Raw genomic sequence first — 18773 nt, 5'->3', positions numbered from 1 at the left:
ACCGGAGGTTTAGCCGTCATGCAACGCAAGCACACAGCCCTCAAACGCCTGACCACCGCCGCCCTGCTGCTGGCGCTGGCCGGTTGTGGGGTTACCGACCGAATCGGCAAACGCATGGAGGACAGCTGGGCTGCCGACATGCTGGCCGACAGCGAAAAGGTCATCCTGACCTCTGACGGCGGCAACCAGCTCAACCCTGATGCCGAGGGCAAGCCACTGTCGGTGGTGATGCGCGTGTACCAGCTGACCGACCTTGAGCGCTTCGCCGCGACCGATGCCGAGACCCTGTGGGATACCCCGCAAAAGGCACTGGGCAACACCTTGGTGGAAGCACGCGAGATCACCCTGCTGCCGGGCATCGGCCAGATCGACCAATGGCCGCTGGCCAAGAATGCTCGCTACGTTGGTGTGGCGGCGTTCTTCCGCGATGAACAAGGCGCGCGCTGGAAAGTCGCTTTCGACGCCAACTCGCTGCGCAAGGACGGCATCTGGTTCTCCTCCGACGGCCTGCGGGTACTGGTGGACAAGACTGAAATCAGCGCCATGCGTGGCGTGGATGTGCTGAACAAACCACCCACCGCCGACCAGCTCGCGGCTGCGCAAAAAGCCAACGACGCTGACCCGACCCTGACGGACAAGGTGCAGGGCGCAGCTATCGAGAAAGCCTCCGACGCCGCGGGCCAGTCGGCCAGCAACGCCATGGATTCAACCTTCAACTCTTTAGTGGATAGCGTCAAATGAGCAAGCAGAGCCGGGTGATGTGGTCGGAAGGCATGTTCCTGCTGCCCCAGCACTTCCAGTACCAGGACGAGTTCCACCAGCACCAGTTGGCTGAGGCGACCCTGCGCAGTACCCCGTTCCATTGGGGGGTACAGGCGCTGCAGGTCGACGAAGACGCCCTGGCCAACGGTACGCTGCAGCTCAAACGCCTGAAGCTGGTGTTCTCCGATGGCAGCCTGTACGACGCTCCGCAGCACGACCCGCTGCCTGCCGCACGCGACCTCAAAGACCTGCTCAAGGCCAATGACCTCAAGGTTTATGCCGCACTCAAGCTGCCTGAGCCCTTTGGCCTCAATTACGTCGAAGATGGCCACGAACACAAGGCGGCGCGGCGTTTTCGCAAACAGTTCGACACCCTGCCAGACCTTAACGAAGGCGAACTGGAGAACGAAATCACCAGCCTGCGCCTGAATGTGGTGATGCTGGTCGACGGTGACAGCCTCGACGGTTACACCCATTGTCCATTGGCCAAGCTGACCCGCAACAGCATGGGCGGCTTCAATATTGACCCGCATTTCGTCCACCCTACACTTCACCTGGGTAGCCACGAAACCATCGTCGGCCTCGGCAAGCGCCTGCTCGGCGCCCTGCAGGCCAAAAGCAAGGCACTGTCCGGCCGGCGACGTGAGCGCGCCGACCAGATCGCCGAGTTCGGGTCCAGCGACGTCACCCTGTTCTGGTTGTTGAACACGGTCAACCGTGCCCACCCGCAGTTAGCTCATCTGCTGGCTCACCCGCGCCTGCACCCGGAGCGCCTGTACCTGTTCCTCGCCGACCTGGCTGGCGGGCTGCTGACCTTCACCCTGGACACCCAGTTAAGCGACATCCCTGAGTACGACCATCAAGACCCTGCAGCATCATTGGTGAAACTGGACGAGATGATCCGCGTAATGCTCGACAACGTCGTGCCCAACCAATGCATCGTCATCAACCTTACCCAGACCAAACCGTCGCATTGGCAAGGCCAGTTGCACGATCCACGCCTGGCCGAGGCGGACTTCTATATTGCCGTGCACGCCGACATGCCCGGCGCCAGCCTGCTGGAGCTGGTGCCCCGGGCGTTCAAGGTCGGCTCACCGGAAGACATCGAAGTGGTGGTCAACAGCGCCATGCCTGGTGTCACCCTCAATCATGCCGCCCGGCTGCCGAACGCGATTCCGGTACGCCTGGACAACCAGTACTTCGCCATCGAGCCGCACGGCAATGTGTATGAGCGAATGATCAATGCCCAGGCTATCTGCTTCTATGCGCCCAGCGCCTTTACCAACCTCAAGCTTGAACTGATGGCGGTGCTCAAATGACCGAAGCCGTATTGCAACAGGGCGCCGTCGCGGCCGCCAATGACAAACCGACACTCAAGGACCTGGTCCAGGACTTCATCAGCATGGCGCTGATCGTGCGTCGCGGGCGCCAGGTCACCTCGGTGCAGGCTTTCGAGGGCAGCGTCGAGCGCTTTTTCACCAACCTGGAGCGTGATGCCCGCGCCGCCAACTACAGCGTCGAGCAGGTCAAGGACACCCAATACGCGCTGTGCGCTTTCCTCGACGAAAGCGTACTGCGCTCAGGCGACAACGAACTGCGCCGGCACTTTGAACTGCAGCCGTTGCAGTTCCGCTATTTCGGCGTGCACCTGGCAGGTGAAGGCTTCTTCGAGAAAGTGGATGCGCTACGTGCCGACGTCAAGCAGAACATCGACGTGCTCGAGGTCTACCACCTGTGCCTGGCCCTGGGCTTCGAGGGCAAGTTCAGCCTCGGCCAGAAAGACCAGCTGCGCTACCTGGCCAATACCTTGGGCCAGGATATCGCCCGCTACCGCAAGGCGCCCAAAGCCCTGTCACCGGACTGGGCCCTGCCCGACCAGGTGTCGCAGATGCTGCGCCATGAAGTGCCGCTGTGGGTGTATCTGGCGCTGATCGCGCTGGTCTGCATCGCCGTGTACCTCACACTCGACTGGTTGCTGGACAAGGACGTCGCCGCCCTGTCCGAACAAATCCGCCAGCTGTTCAGTGCCTGAGCACACGTCAGGTAGCCGAGTCAGGAAGACATGAAAACATTACTGCGTCTGTTGAAAAGTTTCTGGGTGCTGCTGCCATTGCTGTGGCTGGCCAGCCTGTTGATTTGCTGGCTGGCCGCGCCGCTGGTGCCGTGGCTGCGTCATCACGTGCCGGAAGCGCTGGCAATCATCAGTGCCTGCTTCCTGCTGGTGATTGTGCTGCGCCAATATCAGCGCATCCGTGCCGAGCACAACCTCGAGAACCTGCTGCAAATCGAGGTCGACCGCTCGTGGAATGCCACCGGCGAGTTCCGTGACCAGCAGGTACTGCGCGAGCGCCTGAAGCACGCCATCGCCATGCTGCGCACCGACCGCTCTGCCGGAGGCGGCGGCAAGGCCGCGCTGTCCGATCTGCCCTGGTACCTGGTGGTTGGCATGTCGGCTGCAGGCAAGACTTCGCTGCTGACCCATTCCGGCTTGTCGGCCAGCATTGCCACGGCCAACGACAGTGAAAGCGGTACCCAGCACTGCGACTGGTACTTCAGCCCCGATGCCGTGATGATCGATACCGCCGGGCGCTACCTGCGCGACGACCAGTCGGCCAGCGAGTTCTCGGCCTTTCTGCGGATGCTGCGCAAGCAGCGCGGCAAGGCGGCGATCAATGGCCTGGTCCTGGTGGTAAGCCTGCCCGAGTTACTGGCGGCCAACAGCGATGAGCGCAATGCCCTGGCCAACCAGTTGGTGGCACGGGTCGAAGAGTACGCCGAATGCCTGGGCGCCAACCCGCCGATCTACCTGATGCTGAGCAAGACCGACCAGTTGCCGGGGTTCAGCCAGGCATTTGAGGGCCTCGACCTGCACGAACGCCAGCAGCCGCTGGGCATGACCTTTGGCCTGTCGGAAATCCGCAACAATGGCCTGCACGCCGTGCTGCAAACGCGGCTGAAAAACCTGCAAGGCCGCATTCGCCAGCACGTCGACGCACAGATGATCGCCCTCGGTGCCGAAGCCGATAGCACCCTGTTGAACTTCCCGCAGTATTTCGCCGCCCTCAGTGAAGTGCTCGAACCCTTCCTTGACCACTTCACCCAGGGCCATCGCGGTGGTAATCCGCTATTGCTGCGGGGCCTGTACTTCACCAGTGCGCTGCAGACCGGGCAGCAGCTGGGGCAGGTTTATGAAGACGTCATCGCCGATGAGTTCGCCCTGCAGGCGGCCTACGACGAGCGCGTCGAAAGCACCATCAAGGCCGTCGGTAACCGCAGCTACTTCATCACCGACACCTTCCGCCGGGTGATCTTCCCGGACCGCGACCTGACTTTGTACCAGTCGCGCCAGGGTAGGCCGGCCGCGTTCAGCCCTCTGTTACTAGGCCTGGCCGTCGCCACGGGGGTTGTGTTCATCGGCTGGCAGGCTCTGTCGTTCATCAACAACCGGCAATGGCTCGAAGGCCTGCGCGGGCAACTGGCGCAGATCGAACAAGCGCAGGAGCGCGAGCAACTGCTGGCTGCCGGCAAGGGGTTGGAAGTGCTGCGCGAACAGATGGCGATCGTCGAAGCCCATCGCCTGCAAGGTGTCCCGCTGCAATTGGCTGCCGGCCTCTACCATGGCGAAGCGATCCACCAGGTGAGCAGCACCGCTTACCTGGCACAATTGCGCAGCCAGGCGCTGGAGCCGATCGCCCGCAGCCTGCAAGTGCAGATGCGCGCGTTCAACACCTTCGCCAACGGCATCAACCAGGCCCTGGAGTTCACCCCCGCGCCGCAGCCTAAAAAACGCGGCGGCAAGGCAATCGCCGCTGCCGTGGCTGCCAAGGCCGCAGCAGTCGACACCCGCCTGGGCGCCTACGCCGCCAAGGTCAACCTGGCCACGGCCAGCGATGCTGCCGAGCTGTCTGCCACTACCGGCGGCCTGTCGTTGTCCGAAGAAATGCTTGGCCGGTTGAACGAACAACAGGTGGCCTCGATCATCGAGGCCTACAACACACTCAAACTGTACCTGCTGGTGACCGAACCCCAGGCTCACCCGGACCCGGCCTTCGTCGCTGCGAGCCTGCCCCAGGCCTGGGCCGGTGCAGCAGCTGAAGGGTCCCCGGCCGACACCCGGGTAATCGAAGAAAACGTGCCGCTGTACGTGCAACTGCTGGAGCAAGGCCAGGCGCCCGCGCTGCCGCGCAACGAGCAGTTGATCAACGAAACCCGGCAGAACCTCAAGGCATTCATGATCTCCAGCTCCCTGGTCGATCGCGAATACCTGCGCCTGCAACTTGAGTCGAGCCGCCAGTTCCCATCACTGAGCCTCAACGACCTGGTCCCGCAACCTGGCCGCGCGCTGTTGTACAGCTCCGCTGGCATACCGGCAATCTACACGCGCCAGGGCTGGGACACCTTCGTCAAGCCCGAGCTGATCAAGCTGGTGTCGGGCAACCTGCGCAACGAGTCGGACTGGGTGCTGGACGGCGAAGGCGGCGATGCCGTCGTGCAAAAAGCCAACTTCGTGCGCGAGTTCATGGCCCGCTACAAGCGCGACTACACCCAAGCCTGGTACAAGATGGTCCGCAGCGTCGGCATGCGCCACTTCGCCGACCTGGCCTCGGCCACCGATCAACTGGGCCTGCTCAGCGATGTGCAGAACTCGCCGGTAAAGAACCTGCTGGCTGCGGTCAATGACAATACCCGGTGGGACCTGCCTATCAACACTGCGATCCCGGCCCCAGGTGCCGCCCGCGATGACGGCTTCTGGAGCAAGGTCACCGGCCTGTTCGATGCCGATCACGCGCTGCCCGCCAACGTCGCCCCGGCCCTGCCGGCGGTGGATGACGGCAGCCTGGCCAAGCGTTTCGAGCCGGTGGCGCGGGTGTTCGCCGAGAACAACGCAGAAGGCGCCGACAGCACCATCATGGACCGCTACCTGGCTGCGCTGCGCAAGCTCAAGGTGCGCATGAACAACATCCAGCGCTCGCAGGATGTGGGCAAGAGCAGCAAGCAGTTGATCAGCGAGACCCTGGAAGGCCAGCCGAGCGAAGTCACCACCGTACGCAATTATGTGGAAGGCAGTGTCGACACCAGCCAGGACGGCCTGTCCCGCTCCTTGCAGGGGCTGTTCAGCCTGCCCATCCAGTACGCCTGGGCCACCCTGCGCGACCCGGCCGGCCAGCAAATCGCCAAAGCCTGGGCGCAGCAGATCGCCAAACCGTGGGAACAGGTCATGGCGCACCGTTACCCCATTGCCGGTGGCAGCAACAACGAAGCGTCGGTGAAAGACCTGCAGCGCTTCGTCGACCCGCAAAGCGGCCTGCTCCCGGCGTTCAAGCGTAACGAAATCGGCAACCTGGCCGGCGGTGAAGGCCTGGGCGTGGGCGACAACAAGGGGCCAGCGCTGGTCAACCCCGGCATGCTCAACAGCATCGACAAGGCCAGCTCGGTTGGCCAGGTGATCGCCAGCCTCTCGGACCGTGACAACGGCTTTGAGATCATGCTGGAGCCTTCGGCCAACTTCACCGATATCGTGTTCACGCTCGATGGCCAGGAACAGCACTACCGCAATGGCCGCAGCAGCTGGAACCGCTTTGCCTGGCCGGCCACCAGCAACGCCCCGGGCGCACGCCTGGACGTCGTTACCCTCAGCGGCGCACGGGTTACCGTGTTCGACTTCCCGGGCCGATGGGGCCTTCTGCGCATGAACGAAAGCGCCCGCGTCGATGACCTGGACGGCATTCAGCAACGCTTTAGCTGGAACACTGCCAGTGGCCGCGTGAGCCTTGTTGTACGCAACTTCGGTGGGGTCAAGCTGACCGACCTGGGCAACGTCAAGGCCCTGAGCGCCCTCAACGACAGGGGCGCGCAATGATCGGTTGCTTCGGCAAGCTACCGACGAGCGCGGACTTCGTCAGCCTGCACGGCGCGACGGAGGAAGCCTGCGAGTTCGACGCCTGGTTGCAATCATCGCTGGTGGCCATGCGCCACCGCGATGACTGGCAAGCGTTGTTCGACACGCTACCGATGTGTTTTTTCAACTACCGCGCACGCAACGGCAACTGGCTGCTGGGCGGCCTGCTCAGCTCGCGCGATGCCAGCCAACGGCGCTACCCGTTCTTTATCTTCCAGCTGATCAAGGGCGAGGAAGGTATTGCAGGGGTCAACCCGTTCACCCTTGGCGAACTGTTCAGCGCGCAGATCAAGCCTTTGCTGCATCAGGCCGTGCAAGGCGCCGATTGCGCCAGTCTGTTCGAACGGATCAAGGCCTTGCGCCCGCTGCAGGGCCAGGACCTGCACCTGTTCCGCCGGGTTCATGCCAAGTTCCTGCACGACTTCAGCTTTGCTGATGTCGCCCGCGCCCTGCACGGTTCGTGGCCGGGCTTCGACAGCGCCACCGCGCTCGCTCACCTGAAAGACAGCAGGGGCTCGCTGCACGGCGACTTTGCGGGCGGTATTGAATTGCCACTGCCGGCAGAACGCGGCCTTAAAAATCCTGTTGCCGATCTGTGGCTGACCTGGCTGACACGCATGAGCGGTAGCCATGGCGTGCCAGCGGTAAGCCTGTTGGCCGATGACTTCATGCACCCGCGCCTCTACTGCTTCCCGTCGCGCCATGCCAACTGTGCATACCGACTGCTCAGTGGCTGCGCTGACAACGGTGAGCACCTGAAATTGTTGAGCCCACTGACAGGTGCGCCACAGCTGCACGATTACGACCGACCTCTTGAACACGTCATCGACCAGTTCGTCGATGCACTGGATGCGACGCCTGTATGAACAAGATCAAGTACTACTGCCTGCGCTACCAACCCTACCTGCTGGGGGTGGCGTTCTTCCTGGCGATTTTCCTGGTCTGGGCCATTGGCCGTGCCTTCGGCTTCGCCTCGCTGCACAGCTTGCTCGCAGGTATCGGCGTGTTTCTGTTGCTGTCTGCGGGCTATGTACTGCTGCTGTACCGCGGTGTCGGCCAGCACCACAACCTCGAAGGCTTGCTGCGTGACGACGCTGACCAGGCCGTACTCAGCGCCACCCCGGCCGACCGCGAAGAAGTCAGCCTGTTGCGCGAGCGCCTGCTGCAGAGCATCGAGCGCCTGCACAGCAACAAGCCCCGCGGCGCCTCGGCCAAGGACGCGCTGTATGCCCTGCCCTGGTACTTGGTGATAGGCCAGCCGGCCGCGGGCAAGAGCACCATGATCCTGCAGTCGGGCCTGAACTTCCCCTATGCCGAGCGCGAAGGCGCAAGGGTGGCGGGCCTGGGCGGCACGCGCAACTGCGACTGGTTTTTCAGTTCCGAAGCGGTGCTGCTGGACACCGCCGGGCGCTACATGAACAGCCCGGAAGAAGCCGGTAAATGGCGCGGTTTCCTGCAGCTGCTGCGCCAGCATCGCCAACGCCGTCCCCTCAACGGGTTGATCGTCAGCGTCAGCATCGACGACATCCTGCATGGCTCGGCCGAGGACCAGGAACGCGTGGCCAAGCGCCTGCGCGAACGCATCCAGGAAAGCTGCGCCCTGCTCGAAGTGCGCCTGCCCATCTACCTGGTGTTCACCAAGTGCGACCTGATACCCGGGTTTACAGCGTTCTATCGCCAGCTGGACGACGCCTCACGTGGCGAAGTGATGGGCAAAACCTTCTCGCACAAGGGTTACGAACAGGCCGACTGGGGCCAGCGTTTCGGCAAGGCCATGGACGAGCTGACCGGTTATTGGCGGCAGGTGGCAGGCCAGCAGTTGGTGCAACAGGACATTCAGGTGACTCGGCAGAACAACGCTGCTTATCGGTTCCCGCTGGAGCTCGCCGCCCTCAAGCCGCGCTTGCAGCAGTTCGTCGACAGCCTGTTGCGTGCCAACCCGTACCAGAGTGCCGAAATGCTGCGTGGTTTCTATTTCACCGCCGCGCTGCAAGCCGACGAGGCCCAGTGGGGCAGCCACGGCCAGCATGTGGCCGAGCGCTTCGCACTCGAACACGCCGCAGGTGCTGCCGAAGCTGGCAGCCAGCCGGCGCCGCTATTCATCAATAGCCTGTTCCGCAAAGTCATCATCCCCGACCAGCACCTGGTGGCGCTGTACACCAGCAACCATCGCGAGCGGCGGCGCAAGGCCGGGTGGGTTGGCGCCGCCGGCCTGGCGGCCCTGGTGCTATGCAGCCTGTGGGGCTGGTCGTACCTGAACAACCGCGCCACCCTGGCCAGCATTGCCGGCGAACTGGCCCAGGCCAAGGCCGACGACCAGGCTGCCAGCGGCCAGTACACCGCCTGGCGTAGCCTCGACCGGTTGCGCTTCTGGGCCGCGCACTACTATCAGCAACACCATGAGCAGGGCGTGCCGCTCGGCATGCGCCTGGGCCTGTACCAGGGCCATGAAGTCGAGCCGCTGCTGCGCAGCCGCTACTTCGCCACGTTGCAGAACGTGATGCTCAAACCCACGGCCGACAACCTCACGCGAACCCTTTACCTGTTGACCACGCTCAAGGTCTACCAGCGCAACACCCGCGAGTTGCAGCCGGTGAGCGGTGTTGACAGCGTCGAGGCCGAGGCGCTGCCGCATGACAACCGCGCCCAGTCGATCGCTGATTTCGGCAAGGCCACCCTGGACACCTATGTGATGCTGTCCCCGGCCCAGCGCGAAAAGGCCGACCCGGCGTTCCTCAAGGCGCACCTGCCGGACTACTGGTACCCGGCTATCGCCCGCCACACCGGCCAGCGCATGACCGCAGCCGGTAGCGAAGCAGACAGCAACCAGGACTACCTGTACGCAAGCCGTCAGATCACTTTCTACAGCGACCAGATCCGTGAGCCAGATGTGCCACGCATCCTCGACAACGCCTTCCTGATGTCCAGTTCGCGTAACTACATCGACAGCCTGCGGGCCCAGTCGCTGCGCTCGATCGAGACCATCACGCTGGAATCCGACACCCTTTTCGCTTTCGGCCGCGCCGACTTCCAGAGCCTTAGAACCGAAGGCCAGGGCCAGCTTAGCGCGATTGCCAGCAAGCTGCTGAACACCCCGAACATCGGCAAGATCGTCATCTCGGGCCACGCCGACCAGTTGGGCGACAGCCAGGGCAACCTGCAGGTTTCGAAACAACGGGCGCAAACCATACGCACCTATCTCGTCGGCAAGGGCGTGCCTGCCGAACTGGTGGTTGCACAAGGCGAAGGGAGCCGCAAGCCATTGGTCAATTGCGACATGCAGCAACCGCGAGCGCAATTGATCAAGTGTCTTGAACCCAACCGCCGGGTGGAAATCGAAGTGCGTGGTCTGAACTGAGCCATGCCGCAAGAACCGGTCGCCCAGGCCTCACAGGAGGAGGCCTGGGGGGCGGCAAGCTACCTCTGCCGGCGTGCCCGGCGAGGTCAAAACCAAGGGGTGCATGAGCAACCCTTTACATGTTGTTAATGGAGAGTTTCACAATGGCATTTGACGCGTATATCCAAATCGACGGCATCCCGGGCGAAGTACTGGATGACAAACACAAGGACTGGATCGAAGTGCTGGGCTACGAGTACGGCGCCACCCAGGCTACCTCGGCAACCGCCAGCTCCTCGGGTGGTGCGTCGTCCGAGCGTGTTGCCCTGAGCGACTTCAAGATCCGCAAAGCCGTCGACAAGGCTTCGGCCAAGCTGTTCGAGCACTGCTGCACCGGCAAGCACATCGCCAAGCTGAAACTGAACGTCAACCGTGCAGGTGGCGATAAAGTCACCTACCTGACCATCGACATGGAAGAAGTCGTGGTCTCGTCGGTGAAGTTCGTTGCCGGTGGCAACCAAGGGGGTGAAGACAAGGCCGTCAGCGACCTGCCAATTGAAGAAATCAGCTTCAACTTTGCCCGTATCAAGACCACCTACACCCAGCAGAACCGCACCGACGGTCAGGCCGGCGGCAACATCGTCGGTGGCTGGGACCGCACCGCGAACAAAGTGTTTGCCTAAGCAGGTGACAAACATGGGCCGCTTCGGCGGCCTGAACCAGCAGCGCCGCCAGGTCTTCTGGCGCGCTGTTCATTAGCCATGTCCAGAGTGTTATATGCCTGAAATCCTCAATGACCTTTCGCTGGCCACGCTGGCCGCCCCCATCGAGGGTGGCAGTGGCGAAGACTTGAGCTTCTCTGCCTTGTTCGACCAGATCAAGGAGGCACGCCGGGCCGACCCTGACTACCTGACACAGGGCGACTGGCAAACCGACCTGAAGACTGCCAACTGGGAGCAGGTGATCGACCTGTCGGCGCAAGGGCTGGCGGAGCAGAGCAAAGACTTGATGCTGGCGGCCTGGCTCAGTGAAGGGCTGGCTCAGCGCGAGCACTTCAAAGGTATCACCTTTGGCCTGGAGCTGACCGAACGGGTTCTGGACGCGTTTTGGGAGACGCTGTACCCAACCCTGGAAGACGGCCTGGATGAGCGCGCAGCGCGGCTGTCCTGGCTCAAGACCACGCTCAGCGACATTGCCGGTGGTTTGCCCATTACCCAAGGGCAGAATTTTGGCGTGTTGCGCTATGACGAATCACGCCACGTAGAAAACCTCGCCTTGCAAAACCCCAAGGCAATGCAGACAGCGCTTAACGAAGGCAAGATCAACGCCGAGATTTTCCAGCGCTCGGTAGCACTTAGCGACACCGATCACCTGCGCGCCAAGGCCTTGGAGATTGCCACCAGTCTCAATGCATGCAAACGCCTGCAGGCTACGGTAGACCGCCTGTTCGAGCGCGAGGCACCCAGCTTTGCCAGCCTTGCCGACATGCTCTCGCGTGCCAGCCAGCTGGCGGAGAAATTGCTCAAGGACCGCGGTGTCGAGCTGCACCCCACCCTCCTCGAGGAGCAGGAGCCAGAGGCCATCGCGGCCAACGCACAATCAGCAGGTGAACACATGGATACACGCCCACCGGCGACTGCGCCAGCCGCCATGCGCACCACGCCGCTGACCCGCGACGAGGCGTTTACCATGCTTGCGGGCATTGCCCAGTACTTCAAGCAGAGCGAACCGCAAAGCCCGGTACCCTACCTGATAGAACGTGCAATAAAGTGGGGCAACATGCCGCTGGAAGGCTGGCTCAGTGATGTGATCAAAGACAACAATGTCGTGGACAACATCCGTGATGTGCTAGGCACCCGCTAGAATGCTGTTACTTTGACGGCCACTCCCCCAACGTTCAAGGATCGCCGCATGCGTCAGCGCCCTACCTCGCCAACGGGTTTTGTTCGAGTCCGTGGCGCCCGCGAGCACAACCTGAAGAACATCGATGTGGATGTGCCCCGCGATGCTTTGGTGGTATTCACCGGCGTGTCCGGCTCGGGCAAGTCTTCACTGGCTTTTTCCACGCTGTATGCCGAAGCCCAGCGTCGCTATTTCGAATCGGTGGCACCCTACGCCCGGCGCCTGATCGACCAGGTTGGCGTGCCAGACGTGGATGCCATTGACGGCCTGCCGCCGGCGGTTGCGCTGCAGCAGCAACGCGGCACGCCCAGCGCACGTTCCTCGGTGGGTAGCGTGACCACCCTGTCCAGCTCAATCCGCATGCTCTACTCGCGGGCCGGCCACTACCCGGCCGGGCAGGCGATGCTGTACGCCGAAGACTTTTCACCGAACACGCCCCAGGGCGCCTGCCCGGAGTGCCACGGCCTGGGTCGGGTTTACGAGGTGACCGAAGCAACCATGGTCCCCGACCCGTCGCTGACCATCCGCGAGCGCGCGGTGGCGGCGTGGCCGATGGCCTGGCAGGGGCAGAACCAGCGCGACATCCTGGTAACGCTGGGCTATGACGTCGACATTCCCTGGCGCGACCTGCCGCAAGCGCAGCGCGACTGGATCCTGTTCACCGAGGACACGCCCACCGCACCTGTGTATGCCGGCCTGACCCCGGCACAGACCCGCGAAGCGCTAAAGCGCAAACAGGAGCCCAGCTACCAGGGTACGTTCATGGGCGCCCGGCGATACGTGCTGCATACCTTCATGCACTCGCAAAGCGCGCAGATGCGCAAGCGCGTGGCCCAGTACATGCGCCCCAGCCCCTGCCCGCTGTGCCAGGGCAAGCGCCTGAAGCGCGAGGCACTGGGCGTGACGTTCGCCGGCCTGGACATCGCCGAGCTGTCGCACCTGTCGTTGCAGGCGCTGGCCGAGGTATTGCGCAAGGTGGCGGCAGCGGACTACCTGACCCAAAAACAGGATGCGCTGACGGTAGAAAAGCGCCTGGCTGCCCAACGCATCGCCAACGAGTTGCTCGAACGCATCGATACACTGCTCGACCTTGGCCTCGGTTACCTGGCCCTGGAGCGCAGCACTCCGACCTTGTCCTTCGGTGAGCTGCAACGCCTGCGCCTGGCCACCCAGCTGAATTCGCAGCTGTTCGGCGTGATCTACGTGCTCGACGAGCCGTCGGCCGGCCTGCACCCGGCCGACAGCGAAGCGCTGTTCGAAGCCCTGCAGAGCCTGAAGCAGGCTGGCAACTCGGTGTATGTGGTGGAGCACGACCTGGACACCATGCGCCGCGCCGACTGGCTGGTGGATGTAGGGCCAGATGCCGGCGAGCATGGCGGCACCATCCTCTACAGCGGCCCGCCCGCAGGCCTGGCCGAGGTCGAGCCGTCGCGCACTCGCGCCTACCTGTTCAGTGCCCCGGCCCGGACCACGCGTGAGCCCCGGCAGGCCCGCGACTGGCTGAAGCTTGAAGGCATCACCCGCAACAACCTGCAAAACGTCAGCGCCGCCTTCCCGCTTGGCTGCTTTACCGCCGTTACCGGTATTTCCGGCTCGGGCAAGTCCAGCCTGGTCAGCCAGGCCCTGCTGGACCTGGTGGGCGCGCACCTGGGCCATGCCGAGCAACGTAGCGAGCCCGAAGAACAAAACCTGGAAGACGAACCTGAACGGGCCAGCAGCGGCCATGTGAGTGCGGGGCTTGGCAGCATAAAGCGCCTGGTGCAGGTCGACCAGAAGCCGATCGGCCGCACGCCTCGCTCCAACCTGGCCACCTACACCGGCCTGTTCGACCATGTGCGCAAGCTGTTCGCCGCCACCGATCAGGCCAAGGCCCAGGGCTACGACGCCGGGCGCTTTTCCTTCAACGTCGCCAAGGGCCGTTGCGCCAACTGTGAAGGTGAAGGGTTTGTCAGCGTCGAGTTGCTGTTCATGCCCAGCGTCTACGCGCCCTGCCCGACGTGCCATGGCGCCCGCTACAACCCCGAAACCCTGGCGGTGAGCTGGCAAGGCATGAACATCGCCCAAGTGCTGCAACTGACCGTCGATCAGGCCCTGCAGGTATTTGCCGAACAGCCACCGGCGCGCCGTTGCCTGCAAGTGCTGCAGGATATCGGCCTGGGTTACCTGCGCCTGGGCCAACCAGCCACCGAACTGTCCGGTGGCGAAGCGCAGCGCATCAAGCTGGCTACCGAACTGCAGCGCACGGCCCGTGGGGCAACCCTGTACGTGCTGGATGAGCCCACCAACGGCTTGCACCCGCAAGACACCGACCGGCTGCTGGTGCAGTTGAACCGCCTGGTCGAGGGCGGCCACAGCGTGGTGGTGGTCGAACATGACATGCGCGTGGTGGCGCAGAGCGACTGGGTGATCGATATCGGGCCAGGGGCCGGAGATGCCGGGGGCAAGGTAGTGGTCAGTGGCACGCCGCAGGAGGTGGCCGGGTGTGCCGACAGCCGCACAGCGGCGTTTTTGGCCAAGGCCTTGTAGCGCCTGCGCATTGCCAGGTTCCACAAACGGCGCTTAGAATGCGATCAATTCTTAATTGCACCCCTTTTGCCGGAACCTTGCGCACGCCATGCCGCCCGCCGACCCTACCCTCAACCTGCAGGTCCAGACACTGTACACCGAGCACCATGGCTGGCTGCAGGGCTGGCTAGGGCGCAAACTGGGCAACGCCTGCGATGCCGCCGACCTGGCGCACGACACATTCGTGCGCCTGCTCAGCCGCCAGGGTAATCACTGCTTTGGCAACGAACCCCGGGCCTTGCTGACCCACATCGCCAAGGGCCTGGTGGTCGACCGCTGGCGCCGTCAGGATGTCGAGCGGGCCTATCTGGAGGCCATCGCCCATTTGCCGCAACCCGAGGTGCCCTCCCCGGAAACGCGCTGGCTGATCCTGGAAACCCTGTACCGCATCGACGCCATGCTGCGCGACATGCCGGCCCGGGTCCGCCAAGTGTTCCTGCTGTCGCAGTTGGACGGGCTGACCTATGCGCAAATCGCCGAGCAGTTGCAGGTTTCACTGATCACGATCAAGCGCGACATGCGCACGGCTTTCCTTGCCTGCCTGAGCATCGAGTGATGGAGCAGCGTATCGACCCGCTTATCCTTGGCGAAGCCGCTGACTGGCTGGTGCAGCTGCAATCGGGCACGGCCACCGAAGACGATCAGCGCGCCGTGCAGGCCTGGTGCCAGCGCAGCGCCCAGCACGCCCAGGCCTGGCAGCGTGCAGAGGCCATACTGGGTGATTTCCGCCGCCTGCCCACACCCGTTACCGGTGAAACCCTGCGCCGCCTCAGCCGTAACGGTGCAGTCAGCCGCCGCCAGGCCCTGCATCGCCTGGGGCTGTGGCTGCTGGCAGCACCGGCGGCCTGGCTGGCCTGGCGAGAAACACCCTGGCAGCATTGGACCGCCGATGCGCGCACAGCGGTCGGCGAGCAACGCGCGTTGACACTTGCCGACAGCAGCCAGGTGCTGCTGAACACCGACACAGCCATCGATATCACCTTCGACGCCCGACAGCGCCGCATCGACTTGCTGGCGGGCGAAATCCTGCTTACCAGCGCCAAGGACCCTGCCACCCCGGCTCGGCCACTGGTGGTGCGTACCCTGCATGGCCAGGCGACTGCACTGGGCACCCGTTTCAGCGTGCACCTCGATGGCCCGTTGACCCGGGTAGCCGTGCTCGAAGGCGCGGTCGAGGCCCGCCCGGTGCACGCCACCAGCGGCCTGCTGCTCCGGGCCGGCGAGCGCAGCGCTTTCGATGCCGACCGGGTACTGCCCGCCGCTGCGCTGGAAACCGGCGACCTGGCCTGGGAGCACGGCATGCTGCTGGCCCGTGACATGCGTCTGGCCGATCTGCTGCAAGCGTTGGCCCGCTATCGCCCCGGCGTGCTGCGCTGCCACCCGGCAGTGCGCGAGCTGAAGGTGTCTGGCGCCTTCCCACTGGCCGATACCGATGCCAGCCTGCGGCTGCTGAGCGACACCCTGCCGGTGACAATCCAGGGCCTGACCCGTTACTGGGTAACCGTAGAACCTCTCGCCTGACGCGGGCCCTGTAGGAGCGGCCTTGCGTCGCGATGGAGCGCGTAGCGGTCCCAGGTTCTGTGCCTTCTTGCAAGATTGCCGGGGCCGCTTTGCGGCCCATCGCGACGCAAGGCCGCTCCTACAGGGGCTGTGAATATTTCGGTGATACCTTTTCCTGCGTCGTCCGGTGATGAGTGCAGAACCTTCATTTTCTGCACCCACAGGACCCTCGCATGACGCCCCGCCAGACGTACCGCTTGCCTTTGAAGGCCCTGAGCCTTGCCATCGCCATGGCCGCCCTGGCCCCCACAGCAATGGCCGCCGATGCTACCTCGCGTACCTACCACCTGGCTGCCGGGCCATTGGCCGACGTGCTGGCGCGCTTTGCCGCCAGCGCCGGGGTACCGCTGTCGTTCGACCCGGCGCTGCTCAAGGGCGCACAAAGCCAAGGGCTGGACGGCAACTACAGCGTGCCGGAAGGCTTCGCCCGCCTGCTGGCCGGCAGTGGCTACAGCCTGATAACCACCGACAGTGGCGGCTACACCCTGGCGCCGACGGTAGACCTGGGCAGTGCTTTGGAGCTGGGCGCGACCACCATCAACAGCGACCTGGCTGCCAGCAGCGACACCTGGCAAGGGGGCCAGGTAGCCCGTAGCGCCCGGCTGGGCGTGCTCGGCGACCAGGCAATCAGCGACGTGCCGTTCAGCGTTACCAGCTATACCGCCAAAACCATCGCCGACCAGCAGGCCCGCACTTTGGGTGACGTGTTGCTCAATGACGCGTCGGTGCGCCAATCGGCGGGCTTTGGCAACTTTTCGCAGGTGTTCAACATCCGCGGTTTGCCGTTGAATACTGACGACATCAGTTACAACGGCCTGTACGGGGTGCTGCCGCGCCAGATAGTGACCACCGAGGCGCTGGAACGGGTGGAGGTATTCAAGGGGTCGAGCGCCTTCCTCAATGGGGTCGCGCCCCAGGGCAGTGGCATTGGTGGTGCCATCAACCTGGTGCCCAAGCGCGCCGAAGACACCCCCACTCGGCATATCACCCTCGACTACGCCACTGGCGACAACGTTGGCGGCCACCTCGACCTGGGCAAGCGTTTTGGTGAAGATAACCGTTTCGGTGCTCGCATCAACCTGGCCCAGCATGACGGCGGCACCGGCGTCGACGACGAGGCCCAGCACTCCACGCTGGTGGCCGTGGCCCTTGATTACCGTGGCGAACGGCTGCGCCTGTCCACCGACCTGGGTTACCAGAAAGAGCGCATCAACCAGGGCCGCGCCGTGATCTACCCCACCGGCAGCAAGGTGCCCCACGCCCCATCGGCGCGTGACAACTACTCGCAGGACTGGACCTGGTCGCAGCTCGAAGACACCTACGGCATGGTCAACGCCGAGTATGACCTGAACGACAACTGGATGCTGTACGCCGGTGCCGGCGCCAAGCACACCCGCGAAAATGGCGAGTATTCCTCGCTGTACATCAGCGACGACAACGGCACCGCGCGCGGTGGTTTCCTGTATTCGCCCCACGACGAGGACAACAAGAGTGCTGTCGCAGGGCTCAACGGGCGCTTTGCAACCGGCCCGGTCAGCCACCGGGTCAATTTTGGCCTGTCGGGCATGTGGGGTGAACAGCGCTCGGCCTACGAGGCGCTGGCCGCCAGCAAGCGCTATGACAGCAACCTGTACAACCCGGTGAAGGTGCCGCGCCCGACCGACACCTACTTCGGCAGCGACCTGCACGACCCGCGCATCGTCGGCAAGAACCGCAACAAGAGCGTTGCGTTGTCCGACACCCTGGGTTTTCTTGATGAGCGCGTGCTGTTGACCGTGGGCGTGCGCCGGCAATCGATCAGCGTCGACAGCTGGGCGACGGCCACAGGTGTGCGCAACACGCCTTACGATGAGTCGATCACCACCCCGGTGTATGGCCTGGTGATCAAGCCTTGGGAGCATGTGTCGTTCTATGCCAACCGCATCGAGGGCCTGGCCCAGGGCCCGACGGCACCGTCAAGTGTCAGCAATGCCAATGAAGTATTCCCGCCCAAGCGCAGCAAGCAGGTGGAGGCCGGGGTGAAGCTGGACTGGAACAGCTATGGTGCCACCTTGGGCGTGTACCGTATCGAGCAGCCAAACAGCGTCACCTACCGCGTTCCCGGGGCAGCGCTGGATACGTTCAGCATGGACGGTGAGCAGGTCAACAAGGGTGTGGAGCTGAACCTGTTCGGTGAGCCAGTGGACGGCCTGCGCCTGTTGACCGGTGCAGTGTTCATGCACACCGAGCAGAAGAACACCGCCAATGGCAGCAACGACGGCAACCGCGCTGCCGGCGTGCCGCGCTTCCAGTACAACCTGGGGGCTGACTGGGACGTGCCAGGCATTCAGGGCGCCGCACTCAGCGCCCGAGTATTGCGTACCGGCGGGCAGTATGTGAATGCGGCCAACAGCCTGAGCATCCCGGCCTGGACCCGGGTGGACCTGGGCGGGCGCTACCGCTTCAAGGTCGATGACAAGCAGGTGACGTTGCGGGCCAATGTGGAGAACGTGGCGAACAAGGCGTACTGGGCATCCGCGTCGACCTCGAACAACTACCTGACCCAAGGTACGCCACGGGTGCTGCGCCTGTCGGCCAGCGTGGACTTCTGAGCCTGGAGGCCGGGGCCTGTTTTAGCCTGTGCCGGCCTCTTCGCGGGTAAACCCGCTCCCACAGGTACAGCGCCAGCCTCAAGGCCAGTGTCATACCTGCGAAGAGGCCGGAGCAGGCTGTAACTGTTTTCTTTGCAGTTGCCGCTCAAGTACAGTC

Annotated in this window: 12 protein-coding genes; all 12 read left to right on the top strand. The window is 63.7% G+C overall.

Annotation, left to right across the window (positions count from 1 at the left end):
- The first annotated feature begins 18 nt into the window (after positions 1-18).
- The 12 genes from tssJ (at position 19) to JOY50_RS19830 (ending at position 18616) form a co-directional block, all read left to right on the top strand.
- On the top strand, positions 19-741 hold the full coding sequence (tssJ, locus tag JOY50_RS19885) for a type VI secretion system lipoprotein TssJ (RefSeq protein WP_243055691.1): 723 nt from the start codon (positions 19-21) through the stop codon (positions 739-741).
- Positions 738-2081 (top strand): type VI secretion system baseplate subunit TssK, encoded by a 1344-nt coding sequence (gene tssK, locus JOY50_RS19880; RefSeq protein WP_028613913.1) that lies wholly within the window; start codon positions 738-740, stop codon positions 2079-2081. Before tssJ ends, tssK begins: the two co-directional genes overlap by 4 nt.
- Positions 2078-2794 (top strand): type IVB secretion system protein IcmH/DotU, encoded by a 717-nt coding sequence (icmH, locus tag JOY50_RS19875; protein ID WP_028613912.1) that lies wholly within the window; start codon positions 2078-2080, stop codon positions 2792-2794. The genes tssK and icmH overlap by 4 nt, the downstream gene beginning before the upstream one ends.
- Before the next feature lie 30 nt (positions 2795-2824).
- Entirely contained in the window at positions 2825-6622 is a 3798-nt protein-coding gene (locus JOY50_RS19870; protein ID WP_243055690.1) for a type VI secretion protein IcmF/TssM N-terminal domain-containing protein, read from the top strand.
- Positions 6619-7527 carry a type VI secretion system-associated protein TagF gene (gene tagF, locus JOY50_RS19865; protein ID WP_138737718.1) on the top strand — a complete coding sequence of 303 codons (909 nt, stop codon included), beginning with the start codon at positions 6619-6621 and terminating at the stop codon, positions 7525-7527. The genes JOY50_RS19870 and tagF overlap by 4 nt, the downstream gene beginning before the upstream one ends.
- The gene (tssM, locus tag JOY50_RS19860) at positions 7524-10019 is read left to right on the top strand and encodes a type VI secretion system membrane subunit TssM (RefSeq protein ID WP_243055688.1); all 2496 of its coding nucleotides are present in this window, start codon (positions 7524-7526) and stop codon (positions 10017-10019) included. The genes tagF and tssM overlap by 4 nt, the downstream gene beginning before the upstream one ends.
- Before the next feature lie 143 nt (positions 10020-10162).
- Complete coding sequence (locus JOY50_RS19855) at positions 10163-10681, top strand: type VI secretion system tube protein Hcp (RefSeq protein ID WP_016499518.1); 519 nt, start codon at positions 10163-10165, stop codon at positions 10679-10681.
- A 94-nt stretch (positions 10682-10775) separates the two neighbouring features.
- Entirely contained in the window at positions 10776-11861 is a 1086-nt protein-coding gene (tssA, locus tag JOY50_RS19850; RefSeq protein ID WP_138737716.1) for a type VI secretion system protein TssA, read from the top strand.
- A 48-nt stretch (positions 11862-11909) separates the two neighbouring features.
- On the top strand, positions 11910-14426 hold the full coding sequence (locus JOY50_RS19845) for an excinuclease ABC subunit UvrA (RefSeq protein ID WP_243055687.1): 2517 nt from the start codon (positions 11910-11912) through the stop codon (positions 14424-14426).
- A gap of 88 nt (positions 14427-14514) precedes the next feature.
- Positions 14515-15021: a sigma-70 family RNA polymerase sigma factor gene (locus tag JOY50_RS19840; RefSeq protein WP_028613906.1), complete on the top strand. Its 507-nt coding sequence runs from the start codon at positions 14515-14517 to the stop codon at positions 15019-15021.
- The gene (locus tag JOY50_RS19835; protein WP_138737714.1) at positions 15021-15986 is read left to right on the top strand and encodes a FecR domain-containing protein; all 966 of its coding nucleotides are present in this window, start codon (positions 15021-15023) and stop codon (positions 15984-15986) included. The genes JOY50_RS19840 and JOY50_RS19835 overlap by 1 nt, the downstream gene beginning before the upstream one ends.
- Before the next feature lie 212 nt (positions 15987-16198).
- Entirely contained in the window at positions 16199-18616 is a 2418-nt protein-coding gene (locus JOY50_RS19830) for a TonB-dependent receptor (protein ID WP_243055686.1), read from the top strand.
- Positions 18617-18773: the final 157 nt, after the last annotated feature.

Source organism: Pseudomonas sp. BP01 (genome assembly GCF_022760795.1).
GTDB lineage: Bacteria > Pseudomonadota > Gammaproteobacteria > Pseudomonadales > Pseudomonadaceae > Aquipseudomonas > Aquipseudomonas putida_Q.
The sequence above is the reverse complement of the archived record's forward strand: the minus strand, read 5'-3'. Positions and strand labels throughout refer to the sequence as shown.